We start from the raw sequence: 25,341 nt of genomic DNA, 5'->3' as shown, positions 1-25,341 counted from the left end.
CGAACCTGCGTTTTCGATCAGGACTGCAAAGCGCTACGCGAATGCTCTTCGAATACGGCGATCACATTCGCCGCCGCACCCTTACCCATGTTCACGTACGCTGCGTCGCTGACGCCGCCGATATGCGGCGACAGAATGACGTTCGCGATGCCCTGGAACACATGGGGCGAGGGCATCGGTTCGACATCGAAACTGTCGAGGCCGGCCGCGAGCAGCTTGCCGCTCGAGAGCGCCTCGGCGAGCGCGGCTTCGTCGATCAAGCCGCCACGCGCCGTGTTGACCAGAATCGCGCCCGCCTTGAACTTGCCGAGTGCTTGCGCATTGATCATCTTGCGGTTCTCGTCGGTTAGCGGGCAGTGCAGCGATACGATGTCGGAAGAGGAGAAGAGTTCGTCGAGGCTGACGAGCGCAACGCCGGCGGGAGCTTCCTTCGCGTACGGGTCGAACGCGAGCACACGCATGTCGAATGCCGTTGCGGCTGCCGCTACACGCCGCCCGATTGCGCCAAGCCCGACGAGGCCGATGGTGCGACCAGCAAGTTCGAGAGACTTGTGCGTGGACTTGTCCCAATGGCCCGCACGCATGCGCCCGTCGAGCTGCGGCACCGAGTTCGCGCAGGCGAGAATGAGCGCCCAGGTGTGTTCGGCAACCGCCGCCGCGTTGGCTCCAACGGCGGCGCGCACGGCGATCCCTCGTTCAGCGGCTGCGGTCTGGTCGATGACGTCGATGCCGCTGCCGTGTTTGGAGATGACCCGCAGGTTGCCACCGCAGGCGTCCATGACGCGCGCGTTGATCTTCCCGTAGCGGACGATGATGGCAGCGGGCTTGTGCAAGGCACAGAGCGCAACAAGGTCGCCCTCTGTCGGTTGACGGCCCGCGAATACAACCTCGAAGTCGCCCAGCATCTCGAGCGCTTCCGCTGCGAGATCGGCGCCGGTGACGATAAGGGCCGGCTTTTGCGTCGAAGCGTTCATTACAGGACCTCGCCTTCGGCGAGCATGCCCGCTGCGCGCAGTTCCTTGTCGAGCCACGCCGGGCGCAGCGCCTCGCGCTTGCGGATGGCGGCGATACGCGCGGTTTCCGCGTCGACCTTCTGTTGCGCCAGTACGAGAATGCGCTCGACGTCCTCGCGCGGAATCACGACGACGCCATCGGCATCGCCGACGATGAGATCGCCGGGGTTGATCGTCGCGCCGCCCGCGGAAATCTGGAAATTGACGCGGCCTGCCACGCTTTTGGTCGGGCCGCACGGGTTGAGGCCAGCGGCGAACACGGGAAAGCCGTTCTTCGCCAGTTCGGCAGAGTCGCGCACCGCGGCGTCGAGGACGAGGCCGCCGAGGCCGCTTTCGTGGGCCTGTGTCGTCATGATTTCGCCGATGAGCGCGCACGACAGGTCGCCCTTGCCGTCAACGACAATGACGTCGCCCGGCTTGGCGATGGCGAGCGCGGCGTGAATGGCAAGGTTGTCGCCCTGACGAACCTCCACTGTGACCGCGGGGCCCGCGACCTTCATGCCGGGAGCGACCGGCTTGACGCGGCCATGCAGCGTGCCACGACGTCCCGCGACGTCGGCGAGAATGGCCGCCTGGAATTGCGACGCGGCTTTGACCAGTTCGGGCGAGACGCGCGTGATGTCGCGAACGATGGCGCGCGTGATGCTGGGAGATGCGCTCATGGTAATCAACCTCTTCGATTGTGTTGCACGTAGTACAACACTGTTGTACAGGGTGAAATCACTATAACGGTGCGTAGGGCGCACCTGCCATCCTCGTTTACCCTCCGCAATGTACAACACAGTTGTACATGGTAAAACATCAGGGCAGAATGTTGTACGATGTACAATCGAGCAACATAAACTGGAGAGGGGACGATGGGAAACGAAGGGGTGCAGTCTGTCGAGAAGGCGCTTTCGCTACTCGACATCTTCAGGCCGGGTGCCGAGTCGCTGTCTCTCGCGGCGCTGTCGCAAGCATCGGGCATGCATAAGACGACTGTATATCGCCTGATGAATTCGCTAGAGCGCATGAACTACGTGATCCGCTCGGACAGCGGCTCGTATTCGCTGGGGCCGCGCGTGCTGTATCTCGGCAAGCTCTATGAGCAGTCGTTCCATCTTTCGTCGGTGGTCGAGCCGGCACTTCATGCGCTCGCGACGTCGACGAAGGAGAGTGCGTCGTACTACGTCATCGATCACTCGCAGCGCCTTTGCCTGTTCCGCGCGGAGCCATCCGAAGGTCTGCGCGAAACGCGGCTGCCCGGCACCGTGTTCGCGCTCGACGATACGGCGATCGGTCAGGTCTTGAGATTCTGGGGGCTCGGCGAAGCGATATTCGACACGACGCCTGAGTTGCCGCTTTTCACGTCGGGGGCGCGCGATCTCCATACGGCTGCATTCGCGGCACCCATCTTCGGGTCCGGCGACAAGTTCATGGCTGCGCTCACGCTCTCCGGACCGGCGTCGCGGCTCGACGCCGCGCGTACGTCGGGGGACATCGCGACGGTGATGCTGCGCGCCGCATCGGAACTGTCGAGGAAACTCGGTGCAAGCGTTGGACTGTGCGAGCGGATGTACGGCGGCCTCGCTCCGGGGAGGGAGGCCGCCGCTGCTTGAGCGTGGCGTTGCGCTTGCGACTGGAGCTTCTGCTGAGGCTCGTGTGTCAAAGTTTTCTCTGGTGAAAATCGTACCCGGCTATGCACCGCGGGGGGGAACGTCGGGGCGACGCGAGGGTACATTCCTACGGTTTAGATAGGAATACGTATCTTATCGTATCGATGCATTGCTCGTCGATTCTTTAAGAGGTCCGCAAAGCCTGCGATCGACATGAAAGCTACTCATCCAACGGCGTATGCTGCGCCCGAAAGATGTATCCTCGTCTTTGTGAAAACGATGGCTGACCCAGGCCGGGAAAGAATAGGGATGCGCATCACGGCGTCCTCGCAACACCGCCAGGAGGAGGACTCATGGAACCGCAGCAACCCGCAACGACCCCCGCACCGCAACAGCAGCAGGAGTTCGACTTCTATATCAATCTCGCCAAGCCGACGCTGGGACTTTATGTGCGCAAAGGCATGGGTTTGCCCGATCTTGCCGACCCAAAAGAGTGGCAGTTTTCCGGTCACATCTGGCAAAGCGAGCTCGATGCTGAAACGCTGAAGAACCTGGAGGCGAACGGGCATGCGTTCCAGGAACTCGGGGTATGAGCAGACGGCATTCCTCGCAGTAGGCCAGCAGGCACGAAACAAACCCCGGCGGAATTGTTCCGCCTCCGCCTTCGCATTTGACCGAAATTCGGTAGCTCTTTCCATTGGGCATATCCGAAAGGCTGTACTGGTGAATCTGCCGGAGCCCGAGTGAGAACCACCAAAGCGAACTCGCTGTATCCCGGCATGGATCATGCCTAGCCGGCGCGGTATGGTTCGCGCTCAGGGCAGTCGTTCACGGTCAGTGTGCGGAGCAGATCGGGCACGCACTGTTTCATGATCTCGGCGACCGTATGCACGCGCGTGGGAATCGGTCTTTGCGCCCGAATCAGCAGATGCAGTTCCTGGGGCGGGACACAATACTGAGGCAATAGCGGCACGAGTTCTCCGCTGGCGAGCGCGTCGACACACGCAAAGGTCTCGACGACTCCGATCCCCATCCCGTTCCTGATCATCTGATACATCGCCCTCCAGTGGTTCGTCGTAATGGTGGTACGGATCGCGACGTTATCGCGCTTTGCGAACTCGTCGGCAAGCGGTAGGTGATCGGTGCCGAACATCGACTTGATGCGGATGAACGCGTGCCCGGTCAGGTCGGAGGGTTCCCCTATCGGCGGATGCCCGGCGAGATAATCCGGCGAGGCGACAAGAGTTCGTTCCACGTGACCCAGACGGAACGCATGGAATGTACCGTCGCCCACCGGACCCTGGCGAAACGAGATGTCGATCCCTTCGGTGTAGAGTTCGACGACCCTGTCATTTAACGCGAGGTCAATGTCCAGTTGCGGATGGGCTTCGTGCACGAATACCAGCGCGGAGGGCAGCAGCACTTCGCCGAAACAATGGGGAGCACCAATACGAATGGTTCCCGTTGGGGTCTGTCCATCGCCCGATGTCGTTCAATACCGTAGAAAAATTTGAGAATGGGCGCCGGAGGTTAAAGAATTAACGGTTTAACCACCGGGCGCCACTTCATTCCTGACTATTTAGCTGGCGTTCCGCCCCGACTCTTTGTCGCTACGCTTTTTGCGCCCCTTGCCGGAGGCGGCTCCGGTCGAAGGTGCGGCCTTGTCTGCGTCTTCTTTAGACTCAGCGCCATTGCCTATCTGCGGCTCAGACGTGGCCGCCGGCTCGAGCTTGTTAAATTTCACTTCTTCGCTTTCTTTGTCGTAGTCAATTGCCACGCTATCGCCGGATTTGAGCGTGTCGCCGAGTATTTCCCTTGCAAGGCGTGTTTCCACTTCCTGGCGGATTTGCCGTTTCAGTTCGCGCGCACCGAATTCCGGTTGATAGCCGACATTGACCAGGTGGTCCACCAGCGACTCGCTCACCTTGAGCGTGATGTCCTGTGCGGCTGCAGTGCGAACTACGCGATCGAGCTGAATCTGTACGATCGCGCGAATATTCTCCTTTGAAAGGGAATGGAACACGATGATATCGTCGATCCGGTTGAGGAACTCTGGACGGAAGTGGCCCTTGAGCACCTTCATCAGCTCCCCGCGCACCTCCTTTTCGCCCTTGCGCTGCGCCTCTGGCTGCTCGAGGTTATCCATGATGATCGAGGCGCCCAAATTACTCGTCGCGATGATGATCGTGTTGCTGAAATCGACCACGCGGCCCTTGCCGTCTGTGAGACGACCGTCGTCGAACACCTGCAGAAGGACGTTGTAGACATCGGGGTGCGCTTTCTCGATCTCGTCGAGGAGGATTACGCTATACGGGCGCCGCCGCACGCGCTCGGTGAGCTGTCCGCCTTCGTCGTAACCCACGTATCCAGGCGGGGCGCCGATAAGCCGGGCGACGGCATGGCGCTCCATATATTCGCTCATGTCGATACGGATAATTGCCTGCTCGTCCCCAAAAACGCTCTCCGCAAGCGCCTTTGCGAGCTCGGTTTTGCCGACCCCCGTCGGCCCGAGAAAAAGGAACGTTGCAATGGGGCGGTGCTCCTGACCCAGGCCCGCGCGTGACAGGCGAACGGCATCGCTCACCGCCACGACCGCGTCGTCCTGACCGACCACGCGCTCTCGCAACTTGTCTTCCATCTTCAGAAGTTTTTGACGTTCCTCCTGCGTGAGCTCGGCAACAGGAATACCGGTAAGGCGCGAGACGACCTCTGCGACGGACGCTACCGTAACTTCCAGTGTTTCTGTGCCGGTTTTACGCTGCCATGATTCCATCTGCTCATCGAGCTGTTTCTGCTTGTCGTTGATGCGTTCCTCGAATGCCTTGGCCTCATCGAAGCGCTTGCGCGACGACGCGTAGTCCTGCTCGCGCTTGAGCTGGGCAACTTCCGCTTCGAGTTCCTGGATGTCCGCCGGCCGGGACGTGGCGCCGATGCGCACGCGCGCGGCGGCCTGATCGATCAGGTCGATGGCCTTGTCCGGGAGAAAGCGCGAGGTGATATAGCGGTCTGCAAACTCCGCGGCAGCGACGAATGCGTCATCAGAGAACGTTACCTGGTGGTGCGCTTCAAGCTTGTCCCGCAGGCCGCGCAAGATCACGATGGTCTGCTCGACGCTGGGTTCTGGAACGAGCACCGGCTGAAATCGACGTTCCAGCGCCGCGTCCTTCTCGATGTACTTCTGGTACTCGTTGAGCGTAGTCGCACCGATGAGGCTCAGTTCGCCGCGCGCAAGCGCGGGTTTCAAGACGTTCGCGATGTCGAGGCCACCTTCACCGCCGCCCTGTCCGGCACCGACGATGGTATGCAGCTCGTCGATGAACAAAATCAGTTCGTCCTGCTTGGCCGTCACCTCGTCGATCAACTGTTTGGCGCGCTCCTCGAATTCGCCGCGGTACTTCGCACCGGCGACCATCGAATTGATATTGACCTCGACGAGGCGTTTGCCCCGCAGCACTTCAGGCACATCGCCATTCACGACGCGTTGTGCGAGTCCTTCAACAATCGCGGTCTTGCCGACGCCCGGTTCGCCAATGAGTACAGGATTATTCTTTTTGCGGCGCGCTAGCACTTCAATCGTGCTTTCAATTTCCTGAGCGCGACCGAGTACCGGGTCGAGCTTGCCCTGGCGAGCGAGCGCGGTAAGGTCGCGGCCGAACTTGTCGAGGTTCGGCGTGCCGGTGGGTGTTTCGACACGCCCGTCTTCCGCGCCCTTGCCGACGACCTTTACGACCTTCTGGCGCAGCGCCTCAGCCGTTACGCCATACTTCTTCAGCAGCGTGCCCGCCAGGCTTTCCGGGACGGCTGCAAGGCCGATCAGCAGATGCTCCGGGCCAACATAGGAATGTCCGAGATCGCGGGAGGCCTGGAATGCGAACTGAAATGCCTTTTTCAGACGCGGCGATACGGTCATTCTCTCGAGCGATTCGTCGTCGCTGGCGGTCCCGTGCTTTGCGTGCTCGTCGATATAGCTCTTGATGTCCTGGGGAGAGAGCTTCAACTCTTTCAGTAGCGCCGCGCACACGTCGGTGTCGGCGAGCACGTAAAGCAGATGCTCCGTATCCAGCTCGGTGCGGTGTAACTCGTGGGCCTTTTCCGCCGCGCGCTGGAGCAGCTCCATGGTCTGTTCACTGAATGCATCGGTTGCGTCGACGGACTCTCGAGGCACACTCGCGCTCAGTCCGGACTCGTCTCCGAACCCGCTCAGCAGACCGGACAGATCGCCGCCCCCGCCGAGCAGAGAGTCGAACGGATTCAGCATGCTTTGGTGGCGCATCAGCTGTCGATAGTGATAGTCGCAGATCGACAGCGACTTTCGCTCGCCGTTCTCGGTCACAACGACTCGCGCAACAGCGGGGCGAGCGTGGCAGATATCGCAGAGTGTAGCCATGATCGAAGCACCTTTAACCGTTGGGGGTTAACCTGAAGAAGTCAGCGGGCGCCGTCCGTTGCCTGTGAAAGGGCAACCGGCACCGACGCTTCGCTTGTTGGCATCAAGAAAGTGAACGTTTCACGCAGATACAGCCTGACCGTAGTGTCGGTGTGGCCAAGATAGCCGATGGAAAGCTCCTCGCCGAAATGGAGCTCGTAGTCGCCCCCGCGTGTATCATGGCGCGCGCGTTCCAGTTGCGAGAGCCGGGGTCGCTGTTCACGACCGTGGTGGTGGCGTCGCGGTTGTCGGGCAAGTGTGCGGCCAACTCGAAGCGCAGGTCGATCGTCGCCGCAATAAAATTCGCGAAGGCGCCGACGGAACGCATCACGGCTTGCGGCTCGGTACCTGGCCTCTTCATCGGGAGACTCCTGAATAACGATGTGTGATATCCACGCAGTCAATACGTTGAATCACACTGTTTCAGTACGGCGAGAAGCCGCCTTTCAATACACCGTGGACTATCCGGAAGACCGCGCCCGGGGTTGGGGGAAATCGCGGCGAAACCAAAAAGGGACAATTTGACGATTGAATTCTATTGTCGGATTCAGCGGATGTGAACATCTCGCCATCCGATACTTTATATCGGCGAATTCATGACCGAGCCAATTCACGATATCAGGTATCGGGTTCGGGAGAGGAACCCGACAATTTTGCGTGGTGAATTCGATGTACGATTTGTCCAATGTGGCGATAAATGCATTGCATTGCTCACACGAAATGCATGAGGCGCCGTTCGGCCCGGGAGTGATGCGGGCGGCGCAGTTCGGAAGCGTGGATCGTCGCAGCGTGTCTGAGGGGAACGTCATGAACGGCATTATCGGAGGATACGTCGGTGGCGTCGGAGCGAAGAGAGCGCCGCTCAATCCTGTGTTCGGTCCCGACCTGATCACGGGGTCTTGATTTTTGGTTTCGTCAGCTGCCGCCGGTCCGGTAGCGCTTTCCAACGGAGTTCAGTGATGAAATTCGATAACGAGGCGAGCGCGCGTGTGGATGCGCCCAAAAAAGCCGGGCCGCACCTGACTACGCACGAACATGTGGGGCTGAACGGCAAGATTGCGGTCGCCATTACCAATGTGGTGGGGACAATGTGGTGCGCTTATGTCTTTGCGGCGATTGCACTTGTGAGCTTACCCTCGGCAATCCAAAGCGGCATTTCAGCGCTCGTTGCGTGGATCGCCCAGACCTTTTTGCAGCTCGTACTGCTTTCGGTAATCATGGTCGGCCAGAAGGTGGCAGCAGCGGCATCCGACAAGCAGGCATTGCAAACCTACAAGGACGCCGAGGCACTCCTGAAACTGCAGGACGAAATGCGCAGCCTCATTGAAGTTAACAATACGCTAACGGAAGCAATTCATCGCGCAGTGCAGGAGATGAGAACCTCGACGACCGGACGGCCGGCCGCGCCGGCGGATTGACGACCAGCAGCCTGCGTAATCACGGAGACCCCGGATGGTGCCAACCGGGAATGTGACGTACAACGGGTTTGTGATAACGACACGATCCCGCAACAACGAGCGCGGCGGCTGGATCGCGCACGTGGAGATTCGTCGCGACGGCCGGTTGTTTGTTTGCAGCCCTGACACCGTCCAGCCGGAATGGTTGACGGAGACGGAGGCCAATCGGGATGGCCTCGAGCGAGGCTGCAAATTCATCGACCGTATAAAGAACGACCGCCAGGATCGCTCGTGGGTCGCCGTTCGCGAGCACGCGGAGCGCTGGTTCTTCAGACTCGAAACCTCGCAGGAAGCGCAGCAGATCGTCCGCGATCTCGATGCGCATTGAGGGCCCGCTAGCGCAGTCGAACCACGCCATGCACCGTGGCCGTACCGCGACGCATCAACTGTCGTCGACATTGTTGGCGTAGTGATCGATTGCGACCTTGCACTCGTCTACGATGACCCGAAGCTGGTCCGGCGTTGGCGACTCATATCGGTCGACCCTTTCCCGGGATGGTGAAGCTGTGCCGCGTGCGAATCAGGCTGCAACGCAACGCCTTACCACGATAGAGATTGTGTGAAGATTTTGCCGCCATAACCGCGCACGACGTCCTCCACTTCATTGTCAGGCGGATTCCTGGTTTCGAGAATGAGCGCGAAGGTCCCCGGACGGAGTTCGAGTTCAATCGCGCCCGTTAGTTTCTTGTCCAGAACGTGCTCCAGCGCCCGACCCGCGAGCCCGGCACCCGCGCCTGCGACAGCGCCCGCGATTGCGCCGGGCGGCCCACCCAACAGACCGATCAGCGCACCGCTTACTGCGCCGATCACGACGCCCCAGTGCGGCTCGCTGTATTGCGTCAGCACGTGCAGCTTGCCGTCCGCAGTCTTTTCGACCATCACGCCGCTTTCAAATTTGAAGTCATCGTCCTTTTCGAAATTGTGCAGATCGCGCGAAGCTCTTTGAGCGACATCCAGATTGCCAAACGTTGCCACGATCAGTTTCTGAGTCATGGCCTCTCCTGTGATCATCATCCGGGACTCTTCAAGATAGTCAATCGGGATGCTCGCGTCATTGAACATTATTCCGATATTAACTATTGGTTCAACGCCTCCGAGATGTAGCTTCTGAGCGTGTCGACGACTTTGCGGACCCGCAGGGCAATTGGACGCTGCGGCTGGATAAGCAGGTTCAGGGCAAGCGCGGGCACTTCATATTGGGGAAGCACCCGCACCAGTTCGCCGGTCGCGAGGGCGTCCTTCACGGCCGGCGCTTCGAGCACACCGAGCCCGAGTCCAGCCAAGACCAGTTCATACATCGGACGCCAATGCGTCGTCTTGATGATCGTCTGAACCGGCACGGAATCTATGAGCGAGCCGTCCCGGCAGATGGGTAGCAGGTCCGCATCGAAAGCACCCTTCACACGGATCAGATTGTGTTGCGAGACATCCGCCAGGTCGTCGATCGCGTCGCTGCGGCTCAGATAATCCGGCGAAGCAACGAGCACGCGTTCGATGTCCCCAAGCGGCCACGCGATGTACGCACCGTCGCCCAGCTGTCCGAGACGAAACGAGATATCGACGCCCTCGGTGACAAGATCGGTGACCTTGTCGTTGAGCACGAGCTCGATGTCGATGCGCGGATAGCTTTCACGGATACGCTTGACGCCCTCCGGCAGAAGGGTTTCGCCGAAGCAATGCGGCGCTGCAATACGGATCGCGCCCTTCATTGCCTGTTCGTCGTTCGAGACTTCGGCCACGGCTTGCTCCACAGCGCCTAGAACAGCCTTGCTGCGTTCATGGAAGATGGTTCCCTCAGGTGTGCACTTGAAGGCGCGCGCGTTGCGCAGCAGTAGGCGGCATCCAAGGTACTTTTCGAGCCGCTCGATGCGCTCGCTGACGGCCGGCTGGCCGATGTCCAGATCTCTTGCTGCGCCCGAGATGCTGCCTCTTTCCACGACTCTGACGTAAATCCGCATAGCCTCCAGCAGATTCACATTGCGTTCCCTGCCGTGGCCGGGGATATTCGCGGTGCGTCCTTCCGTAAGTGGCGTTGACATACGATTCCTCTCATTTCTTTAGCTCCAATTCTTGCGTCGCATCCAGAAGAGGCGACGTGGCGATGGAACAAGAGTAAGAGGGGGGACTCATGCGCGGAACGCACAAATCGCACTCACTGAGTAGAGTACAGTTTGGATGCACGAGCGCCGGGTGAAGAGCGTAGATAACAGTTGGAGCACTGGCCAGCCCTGAACTGTTATGGAAACTGGATCGCCCAGTGCCGGGAGCGCTGGCGCAAGCTGCCTGCACAGTGCCACGGCTGCGGACGCGCTCGCGTTGCGCTTTCTGCCGCTCGCGTCGGCACTTACGTCAATCGCGTGCCACGTGGAAAATGAATTTGGATTCCTGATTTTCAGCGAACCCGATCTCGATGCAAGGGTGAAAGACTTCCTTCTGCAGCGCGATACGGCGGTTCATCGTCAAGCAGCGCACGTAGCGCATGGCCCGTCAACCCGGCGCTCGCCCCCATAGCAAAGCCAATAATCGAGCCGACCGGCCCACCGAGCAGGCCGATGAGCGCCCCCGTCACCGCGCCGATCGTCGTGCCCCAGAAGGACCGCGTTTGCCGCTCAAGAACGGACAGCTTTCCGTCAGGGCTCTTTTCCACCACGCATGATCGAACCCGTACAGTTTCAGGGAGATCGGCTCAAATGGGCTTGCGTGTCCACTCAGGTAAGCTGATAGGGGCGAACGGGAGAAACCGGCTCGGGAACGGGACATCCACATAGCTCCAAAACGGAGCGTTCAATATTGCGCGACATCGCGTCGAGTGCGAGCGCATTGGGCGCGACGCTGAACGGATCGGCGACTTCACTGGCAATCGCTTCGAGCGCTATCAGCGTATAGGCAATGAAAACGCACAGCAGCGGCGTAAAAAATTCCGTGGAATCCACGAGCCCGAACGGCAGTAAAACACAGTAGGCATAGACGGTTCGATGCAACAACACGTTATAAGCAAACGGAATCGGCGTTGCGGCGATACGCTCGCAGCCGCCCAATGCCTTGCCCAGTTCGTCGATCTGTGCGTCGAGCATCCACAACTTCGTGTCGGGCGTGTGAAGGCGATGCTTCGGGAGCGAGAGCTCGCGCCGTATTTCGTTGAGAATGTACATCGGTTGATAGATCTGGCCGCCTACGATCTCGGCCTGCTCGCGGCCGAGGAGCCGCTGAAAATCCACCGTGGGATCGGTGCCGCGCAGTTCGTGCTTGAGGGCGTAAATGAATCCGACAATCAGCTGGGCGATGCGCAAGGTGTCTGCGCGCTCCGGAATGTAACAAAGCATCTGCGAAGTGAGCGTGCGTGACGCGATCAGAAAAACACCCCAGAGATGCCGCGCTTCGTTGAAGCGCTCATAACTCGCATTGTTTCGAAACGCGAGGAAGATAGCCAGTGCGACGCCGAACAGGGTGAAGGGCGCGGTGTTGAGCGGGATCTTTTCTCCAAATACGCGCCCGTGCGTGAAGACCGCCAGTGTACTCACCACCGCCATGAAGCACAGTTGTGGGATGATGGATGACAGAACCGAGCCGTTCCAGACGAACAGCAACCGGAACCAGTTTTCTCGGGGCCGGACGATCATGATGGACTTTTATTATCTGGAATAAGGAAATACGTTCGCCTGGCCTTAAGGCATGCGTGATCCATTCAGGTTTCCTCGCTGGCGCGCGCCGTAGTTATTCGGAGCTTGCGCGCGCCGCGAGGAATCATGTGCTTCAGTGATAGCCGTGGTCTCCTTCACGCACCTTGCCGCGGAAAACGCGATATTGCATCGCGTTGTAGACGAGAATGATCGGCAGCACGATGATTGTGCCGACGAGGGCGAACAGTTGGCTCGAGTGGCTCGACGACGCGTCCCAGATCGTGAGCGAGGGCGGAATGATGTACGGCCAGATGCTGATAATAATGCCGGTATAACCGAGGAAGCAGATTGCCAGGGAGAGCAGGAAGGGGGTCGACTCGTGGCTCTGGTTAAGCGCGCGGTAGATGCCCACGACGCACAGCACAACCAGGATCGGCACCGGCAGGAACCAGCCGAGATTGCCGCTGAAAAACCATCGCTGTCTCACGGCGGGCAGGCCTAGCACCGTCCAGAGGCTGACGATGGCAATCGCGAGGAGCAGAACCGCGAGCAGCGGGCGCATCACCACGCGCATCTTGCGCTGAAGTTCGCCGTCGGTCTTCAGGATCAGCCAGCCGCAGCCGAGCGTCGCATACGTGAGCAACACGCCGAAACCGCAGAAAACGCTAAACGGCGAGAACCAGTCGAACGGGTCGCCCGCGAACTTGTCGTCGACGATCTTGATCCCCTGCAACAGCGATCCGAGCGTGATACCTTGGCACATTGCCGCGAGCGCCGAACCGCCGATGAACGCGAGATCCCATGCATGTTGCGTGCGCGTGGCTTTTGCGCGCAACTCGAACGCCGCGCCACGGAAAATCAGGCCGACCACCATAAGAATCAGCGGCATGTAGTTGGCGGGCAGCAGCGTTGAATAGGCGATCGGGAACGCGCCGTAGAGGCCGGCGCCACCGAGCACGAGGAACGTTTCGTTGCCATCCCATACCGGCGCGACGGTATTGAGCATCACCTCGCGTTCGGCTTTCCCTTCGAAGAACGGAAACAGCAGCCCGATGCCCAGATCGAAGCCGTCGAGCATCACGTAGATGAAAACGCCGAGTCCGATGATGATTGCCCAGATCACAGGAAGATCGATTTGCATGGCCTCATTCCCCCACCACAGCGTCGAGTGCGCGATTGTGCAGTCCCGGATACTTGAGCGATTCGATGCTTTCCACTCCGGTGGCCGGACCTTTTTTCATCATCTTGAGCATGTAATAGACGCCCGTTCCGAACACAAGAAAATAGACAATCACGAAGATCAGCAGCGAAACACCCGCCTGCTGCGCGCCAATGGGCGACATGGAGTCGACGGTACGCACGATGCCGTACACGGTCCACGGCTGCCTGCCCACTTCAGTCGTAATCCAGCCCGCCAGTAGTGCCAGAATGCCGGATGGGCCCATGCACAATACGAACCACTGGAACCAGCGCGCTTCATAAAGGCGGCCGCCGCGACGAAGCAAAAGTGCGACCACGGCGGTGAGCAACATCAGCATGCCGAGTCCGGCCATGATGCGGAACGTCCAGAAGATAATTGGCGAAAACGGGCGATCCTCCGGCGGAAACTCCTTGAGTCCGCGAATTTCGCCGTTCCAGCTGTGGGTGAGAATCAGGCTGCCGAGATGCGGGATGCGGATCGCGTAACGCGTCACTTCCGCGTTCATGTCGGGAAAGCCGATTAAATTGAGCGCGGTGCCGCCGCGCTCGGTTTCCCAGAGCCCTTCAATTGCGGCGATCTTCGCCGGCTGATGCTCCCGGGTATTGAGGCCGTGCGCGTCGCCGACCAGAATCTGAATCGGCGCGAGAAAGAGCAATATCCACAGCGCCATCGAGAAACTGCGCTTCACCGGCACGTCGCGCCGCCCCTGAAGCAAATGCCACGCGCCGCAGGCGGCCACGATAAAGCCGGCAACGATAAAGGCTGCGATGGTCATATGCGCCAGACGGAACGGGAACGAAGGATTGAAGATCACCTTCCACCAGTCCACCGGCACGATGCGGCCATTCTGAATCGCGTAGCCTTGCGGTGTTTGCATGAAGCTGTTTGACGAGAGAATCCAGAATGTCGAAATGAGCGTGCCGATCGCGACCATGAGCGTGGCGAAGAAATGCGCTTTCGGACTCACGCGATTCCAGCCGAACAGCATGACGCCGAGAAAACCCGCCTCGAGAAAGAATGCGGTCAGGACTTCATAGGTGAGCAGTGGACCCGTGATATTGCCCGCAATCGTCGAGAACCCACTCCAGTTCGTCCCGAACTCGTAAGCCATCACGACGCCCGAGACCACGCCCATGCCGAACCCCACCGCGAAAATCTTCGACCAGAAGCGGTACATGTCCTTATAGGCCGCATCGCCCGTGAGCAGGAGGCGCCATTCGAGCACGGCGAGAAAGCTTGCCATGCCTATGCTGATCGCCGGAAATACGATGTGAAACGAGACGGTGAATGCGAACTGCAGCCTGGCGAGATGAAATGCGTCGAAGATGTCCATGATTCTTCTGAGCTCCTGGTGACGACTGCATTTGCCTGCCAAGGACAGGCCGGCCGCGGGAAGCCGGGCACCCGGCCGGACTACCGGAATACCATGAGACTAGTTTCCCGCCGCGCGCACGACATGCACGGGCACCGATTTGTACGAAGGCGTTCCGCTTTCCTTGTCGATATAGTCCAGTGGGACAAGCACGTTGGCTTCCGGGTAATAGGCCGCCACGGAACCGCGTGCGATGCTGTACACAATGGCTGTGATGTTCTTGAGCCGCAGCTTGCGGCCCGAGGTGACCGTTTCGATGTCGACAAGATCGCCGTGTTCGATGCCGTACGCGGCCATGTCGTCCGCGTTCATGAAGAGCACGTCGCGCCGTCCAAACACGCCGCGGTAGCGGTCGTCCATTGCGTAGATCGTCGTGTTGTACTGGTCATGACTGCGGATCGTGATGAGCCGCAGCACGTTTTCCGCACCCAGCACGTCGGCGTCTTCCTTCACGCCGCCATAGACGGAGAACTCGGCCTTGCCCGATGGCGTGTGCCACTGCCGTTCGGTTGGCGGAAGCGGCAGGCGGAATCCGCCCGGTACGCGAATGCGCCGGTTGAAGTCCTCGAAGCCGGGTACGGTCTGTTCGATCAGATCGCGAATCTTGTCATAGTCGGCGATCAGGTCCATCCACGCCACTTTGGTGGCGGGCAGCGTGGCGCGCGCCATGCCGGCAACAATCGCGGGTTCGGAGCGCAACTGTTCGGAAGCGGGCGTGAGCTTGCCGGCCGATGCATGAACCATGGACATCGAATCTTCCACCGTGATGGATTGACGCCCGGTACCCTGCATGTCGAGTTCCGTGCGGCCGAGGCACGGGAATAGATAGGTTTCCTTCGAAACGAGCAGATGGGTTCGATTGAGCTTCGTGCCGATGTGCACGCCCAGGTCGAGTGCAGCCATCGCGGGAAACGACTGTTCGGAGTCCGGTAGCGCAACGGCGAAATTGCCTCCCAGGCAGAGTAGCGCCTTGGCCTTGCCGTCGATCATGGCTTGCATGGCTTGCACCGCGTCATGACCGTGCGCTTCGGGCGGCGTGAATCCGCAGGCCTTCTCGATCAGCCCGAGAAACGCTTTCGACGGCTTTTCGGTGATGCCCACCGTGCGGTTGCCTTGCACATTCGAGTGGCCGCGCAGCGGACAGATGCCGACGCCGGGCTTGCCGAAATTGCCGCGCAGCAACAGCAGATCGGCGATCAAGCGCACGTTGGCGGTGCCTTTATTGTGCTGCGTGACGCCCATGCCATACGTGACGATCGTCGCGTTCGATTTGGCGTAGGCGATCGCCACATGTTCGAGGTCGGGCCGCGTAAGGCCACTGGCTTTCTCGATGTCTTCCCACGAAGTGGCTTCGAGGTCCGCCGCGAAGGCGTCGAAGCCTTCGGTGTGCTGAGCGATGAACGCCTTGTCGAGTATGTCGCCTTGCTCCGACTCCATCTGCAGCAGCGCTTTCATGACGCCCTTGAGCGCGGCCGCGTCGCCGCCGGCGTCCAGCTGAAAGTAGGTCGACGCGATGCGGGTCGAGCCGAACGTCGCCATTTCAATCATGCTTTGCGGATCGGCAAAGCGTTCGAGCGCGCGCTCGCGCAGCGGATTGAAGACGATGATCGGCACGTTTCGCCGCGCGGCTTCGTGCAGCGTACCCATCATGCGCGGATGGTTCGTGCCCGGGTTGTGACCGATGGAAAGAATGAGTTCGGTCGAGTCGAAATCTTCGAGCGAGACAGTGCCTTTGCCGATCCCGATCGATTGCGGCAGACCAACGCTGGTCGGCTCGTGGCACATGTTCGAGCAATCGGGGAAATTGTTCGTTCCGTACTCGCGTGCGAATAGTTGATACAGAAACGCCGCCTCGTTGGATGCGCGTCCGGACGTATAGAACTCGACCTGGTCCGGCGTAAGCGAGCGCAGGATCTCACCGATGCGCGCGAATGCGTCTTCCCAGTCGACGGGCTGAAACTTGTCGGTGGCGCGGTCGTATACAAGAGGATGTGTGAGCCGCCCCATGTCTTCGAGCTCATAGTCCGTTTTCTGCAGCAGCGAGCTGACTGTGTTCTCAGCGAAGAATTCCGGCGTCACCCGCTTCGTGGTGGCTTCCCAGGTCACCGCCTTTGCACCGTTCTCGCAGAACTGGAACGTGGACCGGTGTTCCTTGTCGGGCCACGCACAGCCGGGGCAATCGAAACCATCGGGTTGATTGGTCCGCATCAGCGTAATGGGCGCCTCGATGCTTTCCATTTGATCGTGAATCGCCTGCGCGGTTGCTTTGAGCGCGCCCCAGCCGCCGGCGGGGCCGGTGTAGGGATGGACGCCGGGCACATCACGTAGTTTCGTCATGGGAAACTCCATTGGGTTTTCTACGCACGCTGCGAAAAGCCGGGACAATGCCATACCGGGACCGCACAAGTCCGCGGATGATATCCGGCGTGCCACGCTTGATTCTAGGCAATCCCGAATTCGGAACAAGAATTAACTTATTAACTTCGACTTTTTATTTTATCGTTGTGTATATTCGAATATCTCGATCTCCATTGCTGGACAGACACCGTCACATGACCATCGTCCAAACAAAAATGAGGTGGAGCTAAAATTCTCCACCCCATTCTAGGGATGCAGCGCGTTGTCGTGAACTGCCGCCTAACCGATATTAGCTATCGGGAGCGCAGGCGTTAGTGCTTGACCGGTACCACCTTGCCTCGGAACAGATAGAGGTTGTACCCGATCATGACCGGAAACACGATACCAATGCCGATCAGCATAGACGTAAGCGTGGTGCTGTCCGAGGCGGCGGCCACGGGCGTGAATACGGCGACGATCGCCGATGCCGACCGTTGTCGGCAGGCCGCGGCTCGTGGCCTCATGGCGCATGTTCGAGCAGCCGGGGAAATTGTTGGTGCCGTACATGCGTACGAACAACTGATAGAGGAACGCAGCTTCGTTGCTTGCGCGGCCCGATGTGCCCATGAAGGTGTGCGCGGTATCTGGATAGGCGCAAGCGTAGAAGTTAAGAGGGGCTTGCATGACACACAGAATCCACCTGGAACATGGAGTACAGTTTCGTCCGCCGCAGTACACTGTATGAACTGTGCTGTGAGGGATTGCCGGGGAGGCCACAGTGAAACTCTATGAAAAACTCGCGGACGATATCGAGACGCTGATTCGCAAGGGCGTCTACCGCCCCGGCGACCGAGTGCCGTCGGTTCGCCAGGCGAGCCAGCAGCACCGCATCAGCATTACCACCGTGATACGCGCCTATCTGCTGCTGGAAAGCCGCGGCGTGCTCGAGAGCCGCCCGCAGTCCGGGTACTTTGTGAGCACGCGAGTGGGCGAAGGACGCACGCATTCGGACGAATTGCGCACGAGCCGGCCGATTGCGGTGTCGGCGACGGTCGATGTGAGCCGCCTCGTGCTGTCCACGCTGCGCTCCATCGGCGCCGACGACGCTGTGCCGCTCGGTTCGCCGTATCCGGACCCGCAGCTTTTTCCCTATGAAAAGCTCAACCGCTACGCGTCGGCCGCGGGACGCAGGAAGTCACTATGGGGCGTGACCAACGCGCTGCCGCCGGGCACACCGGAACTGGTCCGGCAAATTGCCCGGCGGTACCTCGAAAACGGCATGGCCGTGGACCCCAACGAGATCATCGTGACGGTGGGGGCGACGGAGGCCATCAATCTGTGTCTGCAGGCGGTCGCCAAACCGGGCGACGTGATCGCCGTGGAATCGCCCACGTTCTACGCCATGCTTCACGCCATCGAGCGCTCGGGCATGAAGGCGATCGAGGTGGCAACGCACCCCGAGTACGGCATCGAAATAGAGGCGCTGGAGAAGATCATTGAATCAGGGCCGATTGCCGCCTGCATGGTAATGCCGAATTTCCAGAATCCGCTCGGGTTTCAGATGCCTGACGAGCGCAAGCGCGAACTTGTCGCCCTGCTTGCGAAGGCGGGGATACCGGTGATCGAAAATGGTGTGTACAACGAACTGTATTTCGGCGATTCGCATCCCACCACGCTCAAGTCGTATGACAAAAAGAACATGGTGCTTCACTGCGGTTCATTTTCGAAGAGTCTGACAGCGGCGTATCGCATCGGCTGGGCTTTACCCGGCCGTTATCGCGACGAAGTCGAAAAGCTGAAGTTTCTCAATACGCTGACGACTTCGGTGATTCCTCAGCTCGCGATCGCCGAATATCTCGAACGGGATGGTTACGAGCATCACTTGAGGCGCATCCGCAAAAACTACGCGCAACAGGCCAATCTGATGAAGTCGATGGTCGCGCGCTTTTTTCCGGCGGGCACGCGCACGTCGAGTCCGACGGGTGGATACGTGTTATGGATCGAATTGCCGGCGAAGGTGGATTCGATGAAGCTCTACCAGCTCGCTCTGGCGCGGGGAATCACGATCGGACCGGGCCATATGTTTTCCGTCTCGGACAACTATCGCAACTATATCCGGCTCAATTACAGCACGCCGTGGTCGCCGGAGATCGAGCAGGCGGTCATCACGGTCGGCAAACTCGCAGCGTCTTGCGCGCGATAGGGAAAGCGTGCTGCTCAGGTAAGCCAGCAACCAAAGTCATAATATCGGACGAGTTCGCGCGGTCGTACATTTGTACCGGGCCGTGATGTGCCGTCAACGTTTGGTCAACGGCATGCACCACGCAACTTGAATGTTATTTGTCGATCTGATGCGGCGCGGCGCGCAGTGGATTCCTGTGAAATAACCCTCTGCGTATTCCTACTTCTTCATCATGGCCATAACGAGAAAATGAAACGGTAGCGTGAGTAGAACGGTCGCGCCGAATCCGACGCACCAGAGAATGGCCATCCACTTCAGATCGTGCAGAAAACGGTGCCTTCGGCTCTTTCGCTCAAGCGCCACGATTGACTCCCGCTGGTCGTCAGGAAACTGATTATGGCACCGGCACGCGCGAGCAAGCAAGACGGATTGGTCCAGCAGGCCCGCGAACACCGGACTTACACGTGATGCCAAGTATCGGAAGAGATGAGGGAGATTTTATTTCGGGACTTGCTGCCGCGGCACAGACCATGGCGCAGCAGGCACAGGTACTGTGTACATGCGTTGCCATTTTCAAGCTCGATGGCGAGCCTGTGGGCCGACTCTCATCGAAGCCGTCGGTGGCCGATTCGTGGTGATATGCTCGAAGGGGCGCACACAAGCCTGTCGCGAAGGCGGGCGGCCCGGGCTGGATTGAAGCGTCTGCTGCGTTCGTCGAACGGTACGCGTTGGAATCGTAGGGTGGACTGCGATCACGAGGTTACTCATGGCCATCGACTTCACGTTTTCGATGAAGGTCTTCTCCTCGCTCTTTGCGATCATGAATCCCGTCGCGAACATCCCGGTTTTTCTTTCGCTAACCGAAGGGATGGCGGACGGGAAGAAGCGGGCCGTTGCGGCCACAACCTTTATCGGCGTGACAATTGGCTGTGCCATCTCCGTCACGCTGGGCGAGACGATCCTCAACGTGTTTGGGGTCAGCATCGACGATTTCCGTCTCGCGGGAGGCTTGCTTGTATTGCTGATCGCGCTGGACATGGTACACGGCTCGCCCAGCGCGCAGCACACGCCGCAGCAACGCGAAGTGGGGGAGAGCGGCTATGATCAGGACGTGGCGATCTTCCCGCTGACGACGCCTCTTCTTGTCGGCCCCGGCACGATCGCCACGCTGGTCGCGTTCGGGCACGCCGCAGCCGCCAACGGAGAGATTGGGAGTCTCGCCATTGGGCTGGTCGTGTTCCTCGCATTGCTGGCCGTTGCGTTGTTTTCCGCGCCGTATCTCGGGCGCTTTCTGTCTGCCAAGGTGACGGCAATCGCCAGACGTCTGATGGGTATGATACTGGCAGCCATCGCAGTCGAAATGATGGCCGCAAGTTTGACGACAATATTCAAGGGTTTGGTTCACTAGCTCGCAGTGTCATTGATGGGTCTTCGGGAGAATCGCTATGACTGGCCAGATATTGAGCGAAGCGTTCATCGAGAATCAGCGTCAGCGCTTGCTGGCGATGCAACGCGAGGTGCTCGGCGGTGAAGAAGGGACGATTTCGGCCGAGCGCAATCAGGAGGAGGCGTCCGGCGACGAGGCGAGGGAGTTCGAGGACGATGCCCAGAAGATGGAGCAGGATATCGCCAATCAGGCGCTGCGCAGCGTGAACGACCGCAGGATCGCCGACATCCAGCGTGCGCTTGAAAAGATCGCCGAAGGCACCTATGGGTATTCCGATAGAAGCGGCAAACCTATTCCCATCGAGCGACTGAAGGTACTGCCCGAGGCAATCCTAACGGTACAGGAGGAAAGCGAGCGCGATGCCGGCCGCTGACTTCGCCCGCTTTTCACTTACTCCGCCACGCGACGGGAAGTAGCCGCGATCACCCTGCGATGCTGCTTAAAAATTGTCGCGCCGGCGCAAAGAACGTCACCCCCGTTACGGCCTTTGAGAAGTCCAGAATCCGGTCGTGGAGCGGTGGCGGATCACCGATAAACATTCGCTCGAGCATTTTTTCTATCACCCACAGATGGCGTGAATAGCCAATGAAATAGGTGCCGTACTCGTTACGCCCCGGCGCGGCGAACGGCATGTTGTCGCGGAGAATATCGTGTTCTCCGTCTGCATCTTCAATGGTGCAGAGCGTCTTGTGCGATTTCTGGCCCGTCGTCGCGTCCGCCAGCTCGACATTATCGAATTTTTTTCGACCTATGATGGCTTCTTGCATCTCCACGCTTTGTGCTCGCCAGGCAGCCATGTCGTGCAGATACTTCTGGATCACGACATAACTGCCGCCGGCATATTCCGGGTCTTCCTCCGCGACTATTGTTGCGTCGGGCAGATCGAGACCATCGGGGTTCGCGGTGCCATCGACGAATTCCAGCAGATCGCGTCCGTCGAAATAACGGAATCCCGCCACGTCGTCAATGACTTCGACTGCGGTGCCGAAGGCTTCGAGGAGAATTCTTTCGAATTCGACGATGACGTCCGTCGATTCCGCGCGTACGTGATAAAGCAGATCGCCCGCGGTTGCGACGGCGGTGTGAGTCGCGCCCCGTACTTCCTGGAACGGTCTGAGCTCCTTCGGCAGCGGCTTCCCGGTGAGTGGCCCCCAGGCGCGATGTGAGATCCCTACGTTGCAGCTAAAGAGGCCACCGTTGGCTCGAATCCGGACGTCTTTGACAAGATCGTCGGTGCTGGCGATGACGGATCGAGCGAGAGCGATCGACGCGTTGTCGTCCTTGACCACGAGTACGAGGAAAGCGGCGGCGGCCGAGCAGGGCGCATCGATCGCTTGCGGTTCGACCGCGAGTGCTTGTTGTTGCGCGGATGGGATCTGCGAAGTTGGCACGTTCAAGGGCCCTCCTGTGGTGACGCGAACTGCCGGATCGCATCGGGACGATGTTCAGGGACGGCAGGTTTGTGGCATGAGCCGCTACACAATCACGATAACATCCATGCCGCTTCTCCATTTTTTGGGCAGACATTGGGCACCCACTTTCTTCGCCGAAGTCAGGAAAAAACGGCAATAAACTTATGAATGACGGTCTCTTTCCGTCATATCACTTGTAGTTTTGCGCGATCTGAAGCTGCGGCATGCTCCGATTCTTAATATCGGATGAAACCAATCTGAGGTAGTGCGAGAACGGACCGAAACCAAAAAGTAATGCCTAGCGAATCGGCGCGGTCGAGTCGCCCGCAAGTAGCAATTGAGGGAGCTGCGAAAATGACCAGTTGTCCCCGGTGCGATCGAATATCCATACGACGTCGAAACGGTCATCGGGCCACGTTGCAGGGACGATGGGCGCGCGCGGCATGTGCCTGATGAGCGACGGCAGCACTTTGTGCTCCCACGCAATCAACACGACGCCCGCGCGAGTGAGTACGTCTGCCATTAGCGCTCGACCGTCGTCTTTCAGATAAGTCGTGACGTAGTCGACCTGCGACGTCTCACGCAGCAGCGAAACAAGGGGCGCCACAGTTTGCATCGACCGCTTGCTCTTGCTCGAAGGACCTGCACCCGCAGCGAATACGGTGGCTGGTTTGAGTTGCGCCGCATGCGCTTTCTCGATTGGGCAAAAGAATCGTGCCAGAGCGCCAGCACGCTGCCAACCGCGAACGCAAAGGCTCTCCGCGTCAGGCTTGCCGTCCGCTTCGATTCCCATACCTTCATTTGCGGCGGGCTTATCCGCGTGCCGGATAAACATGATTCTGTCGGGTCGCATGCTGCCTCCAGAGGGTACCGGTTAAAACACGGTCTACGATGTTATAACGAATGTCGAGTCGACTGGCTGATGCGGTTCGATACGGGGCAGTGGCGGGTCGGGACTTGTGAGAAAAGCGATCGAAGAGCGGCGAGCGCCGAACAAATGGAGCGCAAGACGCGGCCGACTTCTGTCAGGACTACTCCGCGGATGCGCAATACCAGCGAGCACGCGTCCAACGACCGGGCTTGGCAGCGCGAGACCGTATGCCGGGCGCGGATGCCGGAGCGCGCTGGGACTCCCTTTCATCGGGAGCACTCGTTCTGCGGGATGTTTCGCCCCATGGCGAATCCCCGAAGGTCTACAAGGTACCGGGTTACCCGGCCCTCGGAAACCGCAACTGCATCCTGCATCCGGGCTCGTTGTCCAGGATCTCGATGGCCGCGTCATGAACCCGCGCAATGGCGGCGACGAGGCTCAGGCCAAGGCCATGGCCCGGGATTGAGCGTCCGGACGTGTGTCCGCGATAGAACGCCCGCAGCACAGCACCGCGCTCGGCAGGTGCGATGCCGTGCCCTGTATCGGCTACGACGAGCAAGGGTTGCCCGCCGTCGATCCGCGCGCTCAGCTTGACTGCACCGCCTTCGGGTGTGAACTTCAGCGCGTTGTCGACAAGGTTTTCGATTGCGCCGAACAGGAGATCGAAGTCCCCATTGACTTCGACTGGCATGGACGTATCCAGAGTCAGCGAAAGGCCGCGATGCTCCGCAAGGGGCTCATACAGTTCGGTGACATCGCGCATCACGGCGTCGAGGGAGACCCTTCGAAAACTCGCGCGGCGGCTGCCGGACTCGACTTCCGCAATGCGTAGCAGCGCGCTGAAGCGATTGAGCACGAGGTCCGACTGGCCAATTGCCTCATCGATTGCGCGAGCGTACTCGTCGGATGTGCCCGTGCGCCGGCGTGATCGCTCGAGTCCAGCACGCAGGGAGGTCATCGGCGTGCGCAGATCGTGCGCCACGCCCGCACACACGCCGCGCACTTCCTCCACTAGCCGTTCGATCTCGTCGAGCATCGTGTTGACGATCGCGGCAAGGTGGTCGAGGTCGTCATTGGTGCCGCGCTGCGGGAGCCGCCGGTTCAGCTTGCCCGCCATGATTTCGCGGGCGGTCTCGCCGATTGCCGCAATCCTGCGGTTCGCGAGGTGGTTGAGTGCCGCGCCGCAAGCGAGCGCGAGCAGGCTCGCCAGCGCCACGCCGGCGCACAGCGTCTTGAGCAGGGTGCGGTCAAAGCTGAGCACTTCGTCGATCGAATGGCCGACCACGATGCGCAACCCGCTCGTGGTCGGAATGATGATGCCGCGATAGTGCGTGGTCACGGTGCGGTTGCCGTCCTGGATCGTCTCCGTATAGTTGAATGGCTTGCGATCCTTCTGCGGCGGCAGTATCGAGACATTGCCCGCGAGCCGTATGCCATTCGCCTCGAACACGCCATAGGGCCGCGTGCTGGCAATGTCCCGATGGCTGAGCGCGCCAATGGTCGCGATCGCCTGGTCGCGACTGATCGCATGAAACTCGGCAAACTCGCCGCGCAGGCGTTCGTCGACCTCGTGCAGCAGATAGCTGCCCGTGAGCCAGTAGAGAAGCGCGAAGAGCATGATCGCCGAGCCGACGAACGCCAACAGCAGCCAGCCGACGCTCCTCATCCGCGCATGCCCGCGCCTCTTAAGCCGTTGCATGGATGATGTAGCCCGCGTTGCGCACCGTAACGACCATCGCCGAGAGGCGCCCGTTGAAGCTCAACTTGCGGCGCAGGTTGCTGATATGCATGTCGATTACGTTCGTCTGCGTGTTGAAGTGATAGTTCCAGACTGACTCGAGCAGCATCGCGCGTGTGACCACCTCGCCCGCGTGACGCATCAAGTATTCGAGGAGGCTGTACTCGCGCGGCTTCAGTTCGACGAGCTGTGCACCGCGCCGCACGATGCGCGTTTGCGTGTCGAGCGTGAGGTCGTCGACCCGTAGCAGTGACGCTGCGGGCGTGCCGCTCGTTGCCGCATACCGGCGGCGCAGCAGCGCGTTCAGTCGCGCCGTGAGCTCGAGTCCGTCAAATGGCTTGACGAGATAGTCGTCGCCGCCCGCCCGCAAACCCCGAACGCGTTCGTCCACCGCATCGAGCGCGCTCAGAATCAACACGGGCGTTTCCTTGCCGATATTGCGCAACGTCGCGAGAATCGACAGGCCGTCGAGGTCCGGCAGCATGCGATCCAGCACGATGGCATCGAAATCGCCATTGGTCGCGCGCAGCAGCCCATGAAAGCCGGTGGGCACGCATTCGGCGTCGAACCCGTAGTCTTCGAGCGCTGCGGTGATTTCGAGCCCCGCGCCGGGGTCGTCTTCGACGACCAGAACGCGGGAGCGGCTTGAGGACGGACTGCTCATCGGGGG

At 59.9% G+C, this 25,341-nt stretch carries 22 protein-coding genes and 4 pseudogenes; 8 read left to right on the top strand and 18 right to left on the bottom strand.

Features of this window, described 5'->3' with window-relative positions; genetic code table 11:
- Window positions 1–17 precede the first annotated feature (17 nt).
- Together ACOJB8_RS14925 and ACOJB8_RS14920 are read right to left on the bottom strand one after the other, a co-directional pair.
- The gene (locus ACOJB8_RS14925) at window positions 18–974 is read right to left on the bottom strand and encodes a hydroxyacid dehydrogenase (RefSeq protein WP_475013121.1); all 957 of its coding nucleotides are present in this window, start codon (window positions 972–974) and stop codon (window positions 18–20) included.
- Window positions 974–1,675 carry an RraA family protein gene (locus ACOJB8_RS14920; RefSeq protein WP_475013120.1) on the bottom strand — a complete coding sequence of 234 codons (702 nt, stop codon included), beginning with the start codon at window positions 1,673–1,675 and terminating at the stop codon, window positions 974–976. The genes ACOJB8_RS14925 and ACOJB8_RS14920 overlap by 1 nt, the downstream gene beginning before the upstream one ends.
- Before the next feature lie 195 nt (window positions 1,676–1,870).
- Here ACOJB8_RS14920 and ACOJB8_RS14915 point away from each other — a divergent pair, with 195 nt between their 5' ends.
- Window positions 1,871–2,611 carry an IclR family transcriptional regulator gene (locus ACOJB8_RS14915; protein ID WP_368684688.1) on the top strand — a complete coding sequence of 247 codons (741 nt, stop codon included), beginning with the start codon at window positions 1,871–1,873 and terminating at the stop codon, window positions 2,609–2,611.
- Between the two features lie 350 nt (window positions 2,612–2,961).
- Window positions 2,962–3,201, top strand: a complete 240-nt coding sequence (locus tag ACOJB8_RS14910) for a hypothetical protein (protein WP_069266280.1) — start codon at window positions 2,962–2,964, stop codon at window positions 3,199–3,201.
- A gap of 25 nt (window positions 3,202–3,226) precedes the next feature.
- Here ACOJB8_RS14910 and ACOJB8_RS14905 read toward each other — a convergent pair.
- The 4 genes and pseudogenes from ACOJB8_RS14905 to ACOJB8_RS14890 form a co-directional block, all read right to left on the bottom strand.
- Window positions 3,227–3,352 (bottom strand): annotated as a pseudogene (locus ACOJB8_RS14905) (nitric oxide dioxygenase); the annotation flags it as partial.
- 46 nt (window positions 3,353–3,398) lie between these two features.
- Window positions 3,399–4,070 (bottom strand): annotated as a pseudogene (locus ACOJB8_RS14900) (substrate binding domain-containing protein); the annotation flags it as partial.
- A 117-nt stretch (window positions 4,071–4,187) separates the two neighbouring features.
- On the bottom strand, window positions 4,188–6,995 hold the full coding sequence (locus ACOJB8_RS14895) for an ATP-dependent Clp protease ATP-binding subunit (protein ID WP_475013118.1): 2,808 nt from the start codon (window positions 6,993–6,995) through the stop codon (window positions 4,188–4,190).
- A gap of 41 nt (window positions 6,996–7,036) precedes the next feature.
- Window positions 7,037–7,210 (bottom strand): annotated as a pseudogene (locus ACOJB8_RS14890) (encapsulin); the annotation flags it as partial.
- On the opposite strand from ACOJB8_RS14890, the gene ACOJB8_RS14885 reads away from it, so the two are divergent.
- The 3 genes from ACOJB8_RS14885 to ACOJB8_RS14875 all read left to right on the top strand — a co-directional run bounded on the left by ACOJB8_RS14885 (window position 7,184) and on the right by ACOJB8_RS14875 (window position 8,819).
- Entirely contained in the window at window positions 7,184–7,423 is a 240-nt protein-coding gene (locus ACOJB8_RS14885; protein WP_368727891.1) for a hypothetical protein, read from the top strand. The pseudogene ACOJB8_RS14890 and the gene ACOJB8_RS14885 overlap by 27 nt on opposite strands.
- 570 nt (window positions 7,424–7,993) lie before the next feature.
- Complete coding sequence (locus tag ACOJB8_RS14880) at window positions 7,994–8,452, top strand: hypothetical protein (protein ID WP_218108667.1); 459 nt, start codon at window positions 7,994–7,996, stop codon at window positions 8,450–8,452.
- A gap of 34 nt (window positions 8,453–8,486) precedes the next feature.
- Window positions 8,487–8,819 carry a DUF6566 family protein gene (locus ACOJB8_RS14875; RefSeq protein WP_069266285.1) on the top strand — a complete coding sequence of 111 codons (333 nt, stop codon included), beginning with the start codon at window positions 8,487–8,489 and terminating at the stop codon, window positions 8,817–8,819.
- Window positions 8,820–9,031: 212 nt separating this feature from the next.
- Here ACOJB8_RS14875 and ACOJB8_RS14870 read toward each other — a convergent pair whose 3' ends face one another.
- From ACOJB8_RS14870 to ACOJB8_RS14835, 8 genes and pseudogenes are all read right to left on the bottom strand, one after another.
- Complete coding sequence (locus tag ACOJB8_RS14870; RefSeq protein WP_475013117.1) at window positions 9,032–9,553, bottom strand: DUF1269 domain-containing protein; 522 nt, start codon at window positions 9,551–9,553, stop codon at window positions 9,032–9,034.
- 14 nt (window positions 9,554–9,567) lie between these two features.
- Window positions 9,568–10,467 (bottom strand): LysR family transcriptional regulator, encoded by a 900-nt coding sequence (locus ACOJB8_RS14865; RefSeq protein ID WP_368602997.1) that lies wholly within the window; start codon window positions 10,465–10,467, stop codon window positions 9,568–9,570.
- Window positions 10,468–10,883: 416 nt separating this feature from the next.
- Window positions 10,884–11,138, bottom strand: a complete 255-nt coding sequence (locus ACOJB8_RS14860) for a hypothetical protein (RefSeq protein WP_141710751.1) — start codon at window positions 11,136–11,138, stop codon at window positions 10,884–10,886.
- Between the two features lie 61 nt (window positions 11,139–11,199).
- Window positions 11,200–12,111 carry a bestrophin family protein gene (locus tag ACOJB8_RS14855; protein ID WP_475013114.1) on the bottom strand — a complete coding sequence of 304 codons (912 nt, stop codon included), beginning with the start codon at window positions 12,109–12,111 and terminating at the stop codon, window positions 11,200–11,202.
- Window positions 12,112–12,244: 133 nt separating this feature from the next.
- Window positions 12,245–13,252, bottom strand: coding sequence for a cytochrome d ubiquinol oxidase subunit II (cydB, locus tag ACOJB8_RS14850; RefSeq protein ID WP_342946406.1), 1,008 nt, complete (start codon window positions 13,250–13,252; stop codon window positions 12,245–12,247).
- A gap of 4 nt (window positions 13,253–13,256) precedes the next feature.
- Complete coding sequence (locus ACOJB8_RS14845) at window positions 13,257–14,645, bottom strand: cytochrome ubiquinol oxidase subunit I (protein WP_475013113.1); 1,389 nt, start codon at window positions 14,643–14,645, stop codon at window positions 13,257–13,259.
- Window positions 14,646–14,744: 99 nt separating this feature from the next.
- Window positions 14,745–17,021 carry an FdhF/YdeP family oxidoreductase gene (locus ACOJB8_RS14840; RefSeq protein WP_475013112.1) on the bottom strand — a complete coding sequence of 759 codons (2,277 nt, stop codon included), beginning with the start codon at window positions 17,019–17,021 and terminating at the stop codon, window positions 14,745–14,747.
- A 332-nt stretch (window positions 17,022–17,353) separates the two neighbouring features.
- Window positions 17,354–17,479, bottom strand: a pseudogene (locus tag ACOJB8_RS14835) (cytochrome d ubiquinol oxidase subunit II); the annotation flags it as partial.
- A gap of 320 nt (window positions 17,480–17,799) precedes the next feature.
- Here ACOJB8_RS14835 and ACOJB8_RS14830 point away from each other — a divergent pair.
- The 3 genes from ACOJB8_RS14830 to ACOJB8_RS14820 all read left to right on the top strand — a co-directional run bounded on the left by ACOJB8_RS14830 (window position 17,800) and on the right by ACOJB8_RS14820 (window position 21,023).
- Window positions 17,800–19,224 (top strand): aminotransferase-like domain-containing protein, encoded by a 1,425-nt coding sequence (locus ACOJB8_RS14830; protein WP_368603002.1) that lies wholly within the window; start codon window positions 17,800–17,802, stop codon window positions 19,222–19,224.
- A 745-nt stretch (window positions 19,225–19,969) separates the two neighbouring features.
- A complete protein-coding gene (locus ACOJB8_RS14825) occupies window positions 19,970–20,611 on the top strand; it encodes a MarC family protein (protein ID WP_475013110.1) in 642 nt (213 codons plus the stop codon).
- 37 nt (window positions 20,612–20,648) lie between these two features.
- Window positions 20,649–21,023 (top strand): TraR/DksA family transcriptional regulator, encoded by a 375-nt coding sequence (locus ACOJB8_RS14820; RefSeq protein ID WP_069266294.1) that lies wholly within the window; start codon window positions 20,649–20,651, stop codon window positions 21,021–21,023.
- Window positions 21,024–21,072: 49 nt separating this feature from the next.
- On the opposite strand, the gene ACOJB8_RS14815 is transcribed toward ACOJB8_RS14820, so the two are convergent.
- From ACOJB8_RS14815 to ACOJB8_RS14800, 4 genes are all read right to left on the bottom strand, one after another.
- Window positions 21,073–22,041 (bottom strand): Dyp-type peroxidase, encoded by a 969-nt coding sequence (locus ACOJB8_RS14815; RefSeq protein WP_475013288.1) that lies wholly within the window; start codon window positions 22,039–22,041, stop codon window positions 21,073–21,075.
- A 319-nt stretch (window positions 22,042–22,360) separates the two neighbouring features.
- The gene (locus ACOJB8_RS14810; RefSeq protein WP_475013108.1) at window positions 22,361–22,678 is read right to left on the bottom strand and encodes a hypothetical protein; all 318 of its coding nucleotides are present in this window, start codon (window positions 22,676–22,678) and stop codon (window positions 22,361–22,363) included.
- A 592-nt stretch (window positions 22,679–23,270) separates the two neighbouring features.
- Window positions 23,271–24,599 (bottom strand): sensor histidine kinase, encoded by a 1,329-nt coding sequence (locus tag ACOJB8_RS14805; protein WP_475013106.1) that lies wholly within the window; start codon window positions 24,597–24,599, stop codon window positions 23,271–23,273.
- 19 nt (window positions 24,600–24,618) lie between these two features.
- Window positions 24,619–25,335, bottom strand: a complete 717-nt coding sequence (locus ACOJB8_RS14800; protein WP_368618405.1) for a response regulator transcription factor — start codon at window positions 25,333–25,335, stop codon at window positions 24,619–24,621.
- Between the last annotated feature and the right edge of the window lie 6 nt (window positions 25,336–25,341).

The sequence above is a fragment of the Paraburkholderia sp. BR10141 genome (assembly GCF_056155635.1).
Note: the sequence above shows the minus strand (reverse complement) of the source record. Positions and strands in the feature narration are given on the sequence as shown.

Bases quoted from the DNA above. Each gene is read 5' to 3' on its own strand.
- ACOJB8_RS14925 (WP_475013121.1), bottom strand. From the start codon at position 974: ATGAACGCTTCGACGCAAAAGCCGGCCCTTATCGTCACCGGCGCCGAT.
- ACOJB8_RS14920 (WP_475013120.1), bottom strand. From the start codon at position 1,675: ATGAGCGCATCTCCCAGCATCACGCGCGCCATCGTTCGCGACATCACG.
- ACOJB8_RS14915 (WP_368684688.1), top strand. From the start codon at position 1,871: ATGGGAAACGAAGGGGTGCAGTCTGTCGAGAAGGCGCTTTCGCTACTC.
- ACOJB8_RS14910 (WP_069266280.1), top strand. From the start codon at position 2,962: ATGGAACCGCAGCAACCCGCAACGACCCCCGCACCGCAACAGCAGCAG.
- ACOJB8_RS14895 (WP_475013118.1), bottom strand. From the start codon at position 6,995: ATGGCTACACTCTGCGATATCTGCCACGCTCGCCCCGCTGTTGCGCGA.
- ACOJB8_RS14885 (WP_368727891.1), top strand. From the start codon at position 7,184: ATGGAGCTCGTAGTCGCCCCCGCGTGTATCATGGCGCGCGCGTTCCAG.
- ACOJB8_RS14880 (WP_218108667.1), top strand. From the start codon at position 7,994: ATGAAATTCGATAACGAGGCGAGCGCGCGTGTGGATGCGCCCAAAAAA.
- ACOJB8_RS14875 (WP_069266285.1), top strand. From the start codon at position 8,487: ATGGTGCCAACCGGGAATGTGACGTACAACGGGTTTGTGATAACGACA.
- ACOJB8_RS14870 (WP_475013117.1), bottom strand. From the start codon at position 9,553: ATGTTCAATGACGCGAGCATCCCGATTGACTATCTTGAAGAGTCCCGG.
- ACOJB8_RS14855 (WP_475013114.1), bottom strand. From the start codon at position 12,111: ATGATCGTCCGGCCCCGAGAAAACTGGTTCCGGTTGCTGTTCGTCTGG.
- cydB (WP_342946406.1), bottom strand. From the start codon at position 13,252: ATGCAAATCGATCTTCCTGTGATCTGGGCAATCATCATCGGACTCGGC.
- ACOJB8_RS14845 (WP_475013113.1), bottom strand. From the start codon at position 14,645: ATGGACATCTTCGACGCATTTCATCTCGCCAGGCTGCAGTTCGCATTC.
- ACOJB8_RS14840 (WP_475013112.1), bottom strand. From the start codon at position 17,021: ATGACGAAACTACGTGATGTGCCCGGCGTCCATCCCTACACCGGCCCC.
- ACOJB8_RS14825 (WP_475013110.1), top strand. From the start codon at position 19,970: ATGGCCATCGACTTCACGTTTTCGATGAAGGTCTTCTCCTCGCTCTTT.
- ACOJB8_RS14820 (WP_069266294.1), top strand. From the start codon at position 20,649: ATGACTGGCCAGATATTGAGCGAAGCGTTCATCGAGAATCAGCGTCAG.
- ACOJB8_RS14810 (WP_475013108.1), bottom strand. From the start codon at position 22,678: ATGCAAACTGTGGCGCCCCTTGTTTCGCTGCTGCGTGAGACGTCGCAG.
- ACOJB8_RS14805 (WP_475013106.1), bottom strand. From the start codon at position 24,599: ATGAGGAGCGTCGGCTGGCTGCTGTTGGCGTTCGTCGGCTCGGCGATC.
- ACOJB8_RS14800 (WP_368618405.1), bottom strand. From the start codon at position 25,335: ATGAGCAGTCCGTCCTCAAGCCGCTCCCGCGTTCTGGTCGTCGAAGAC.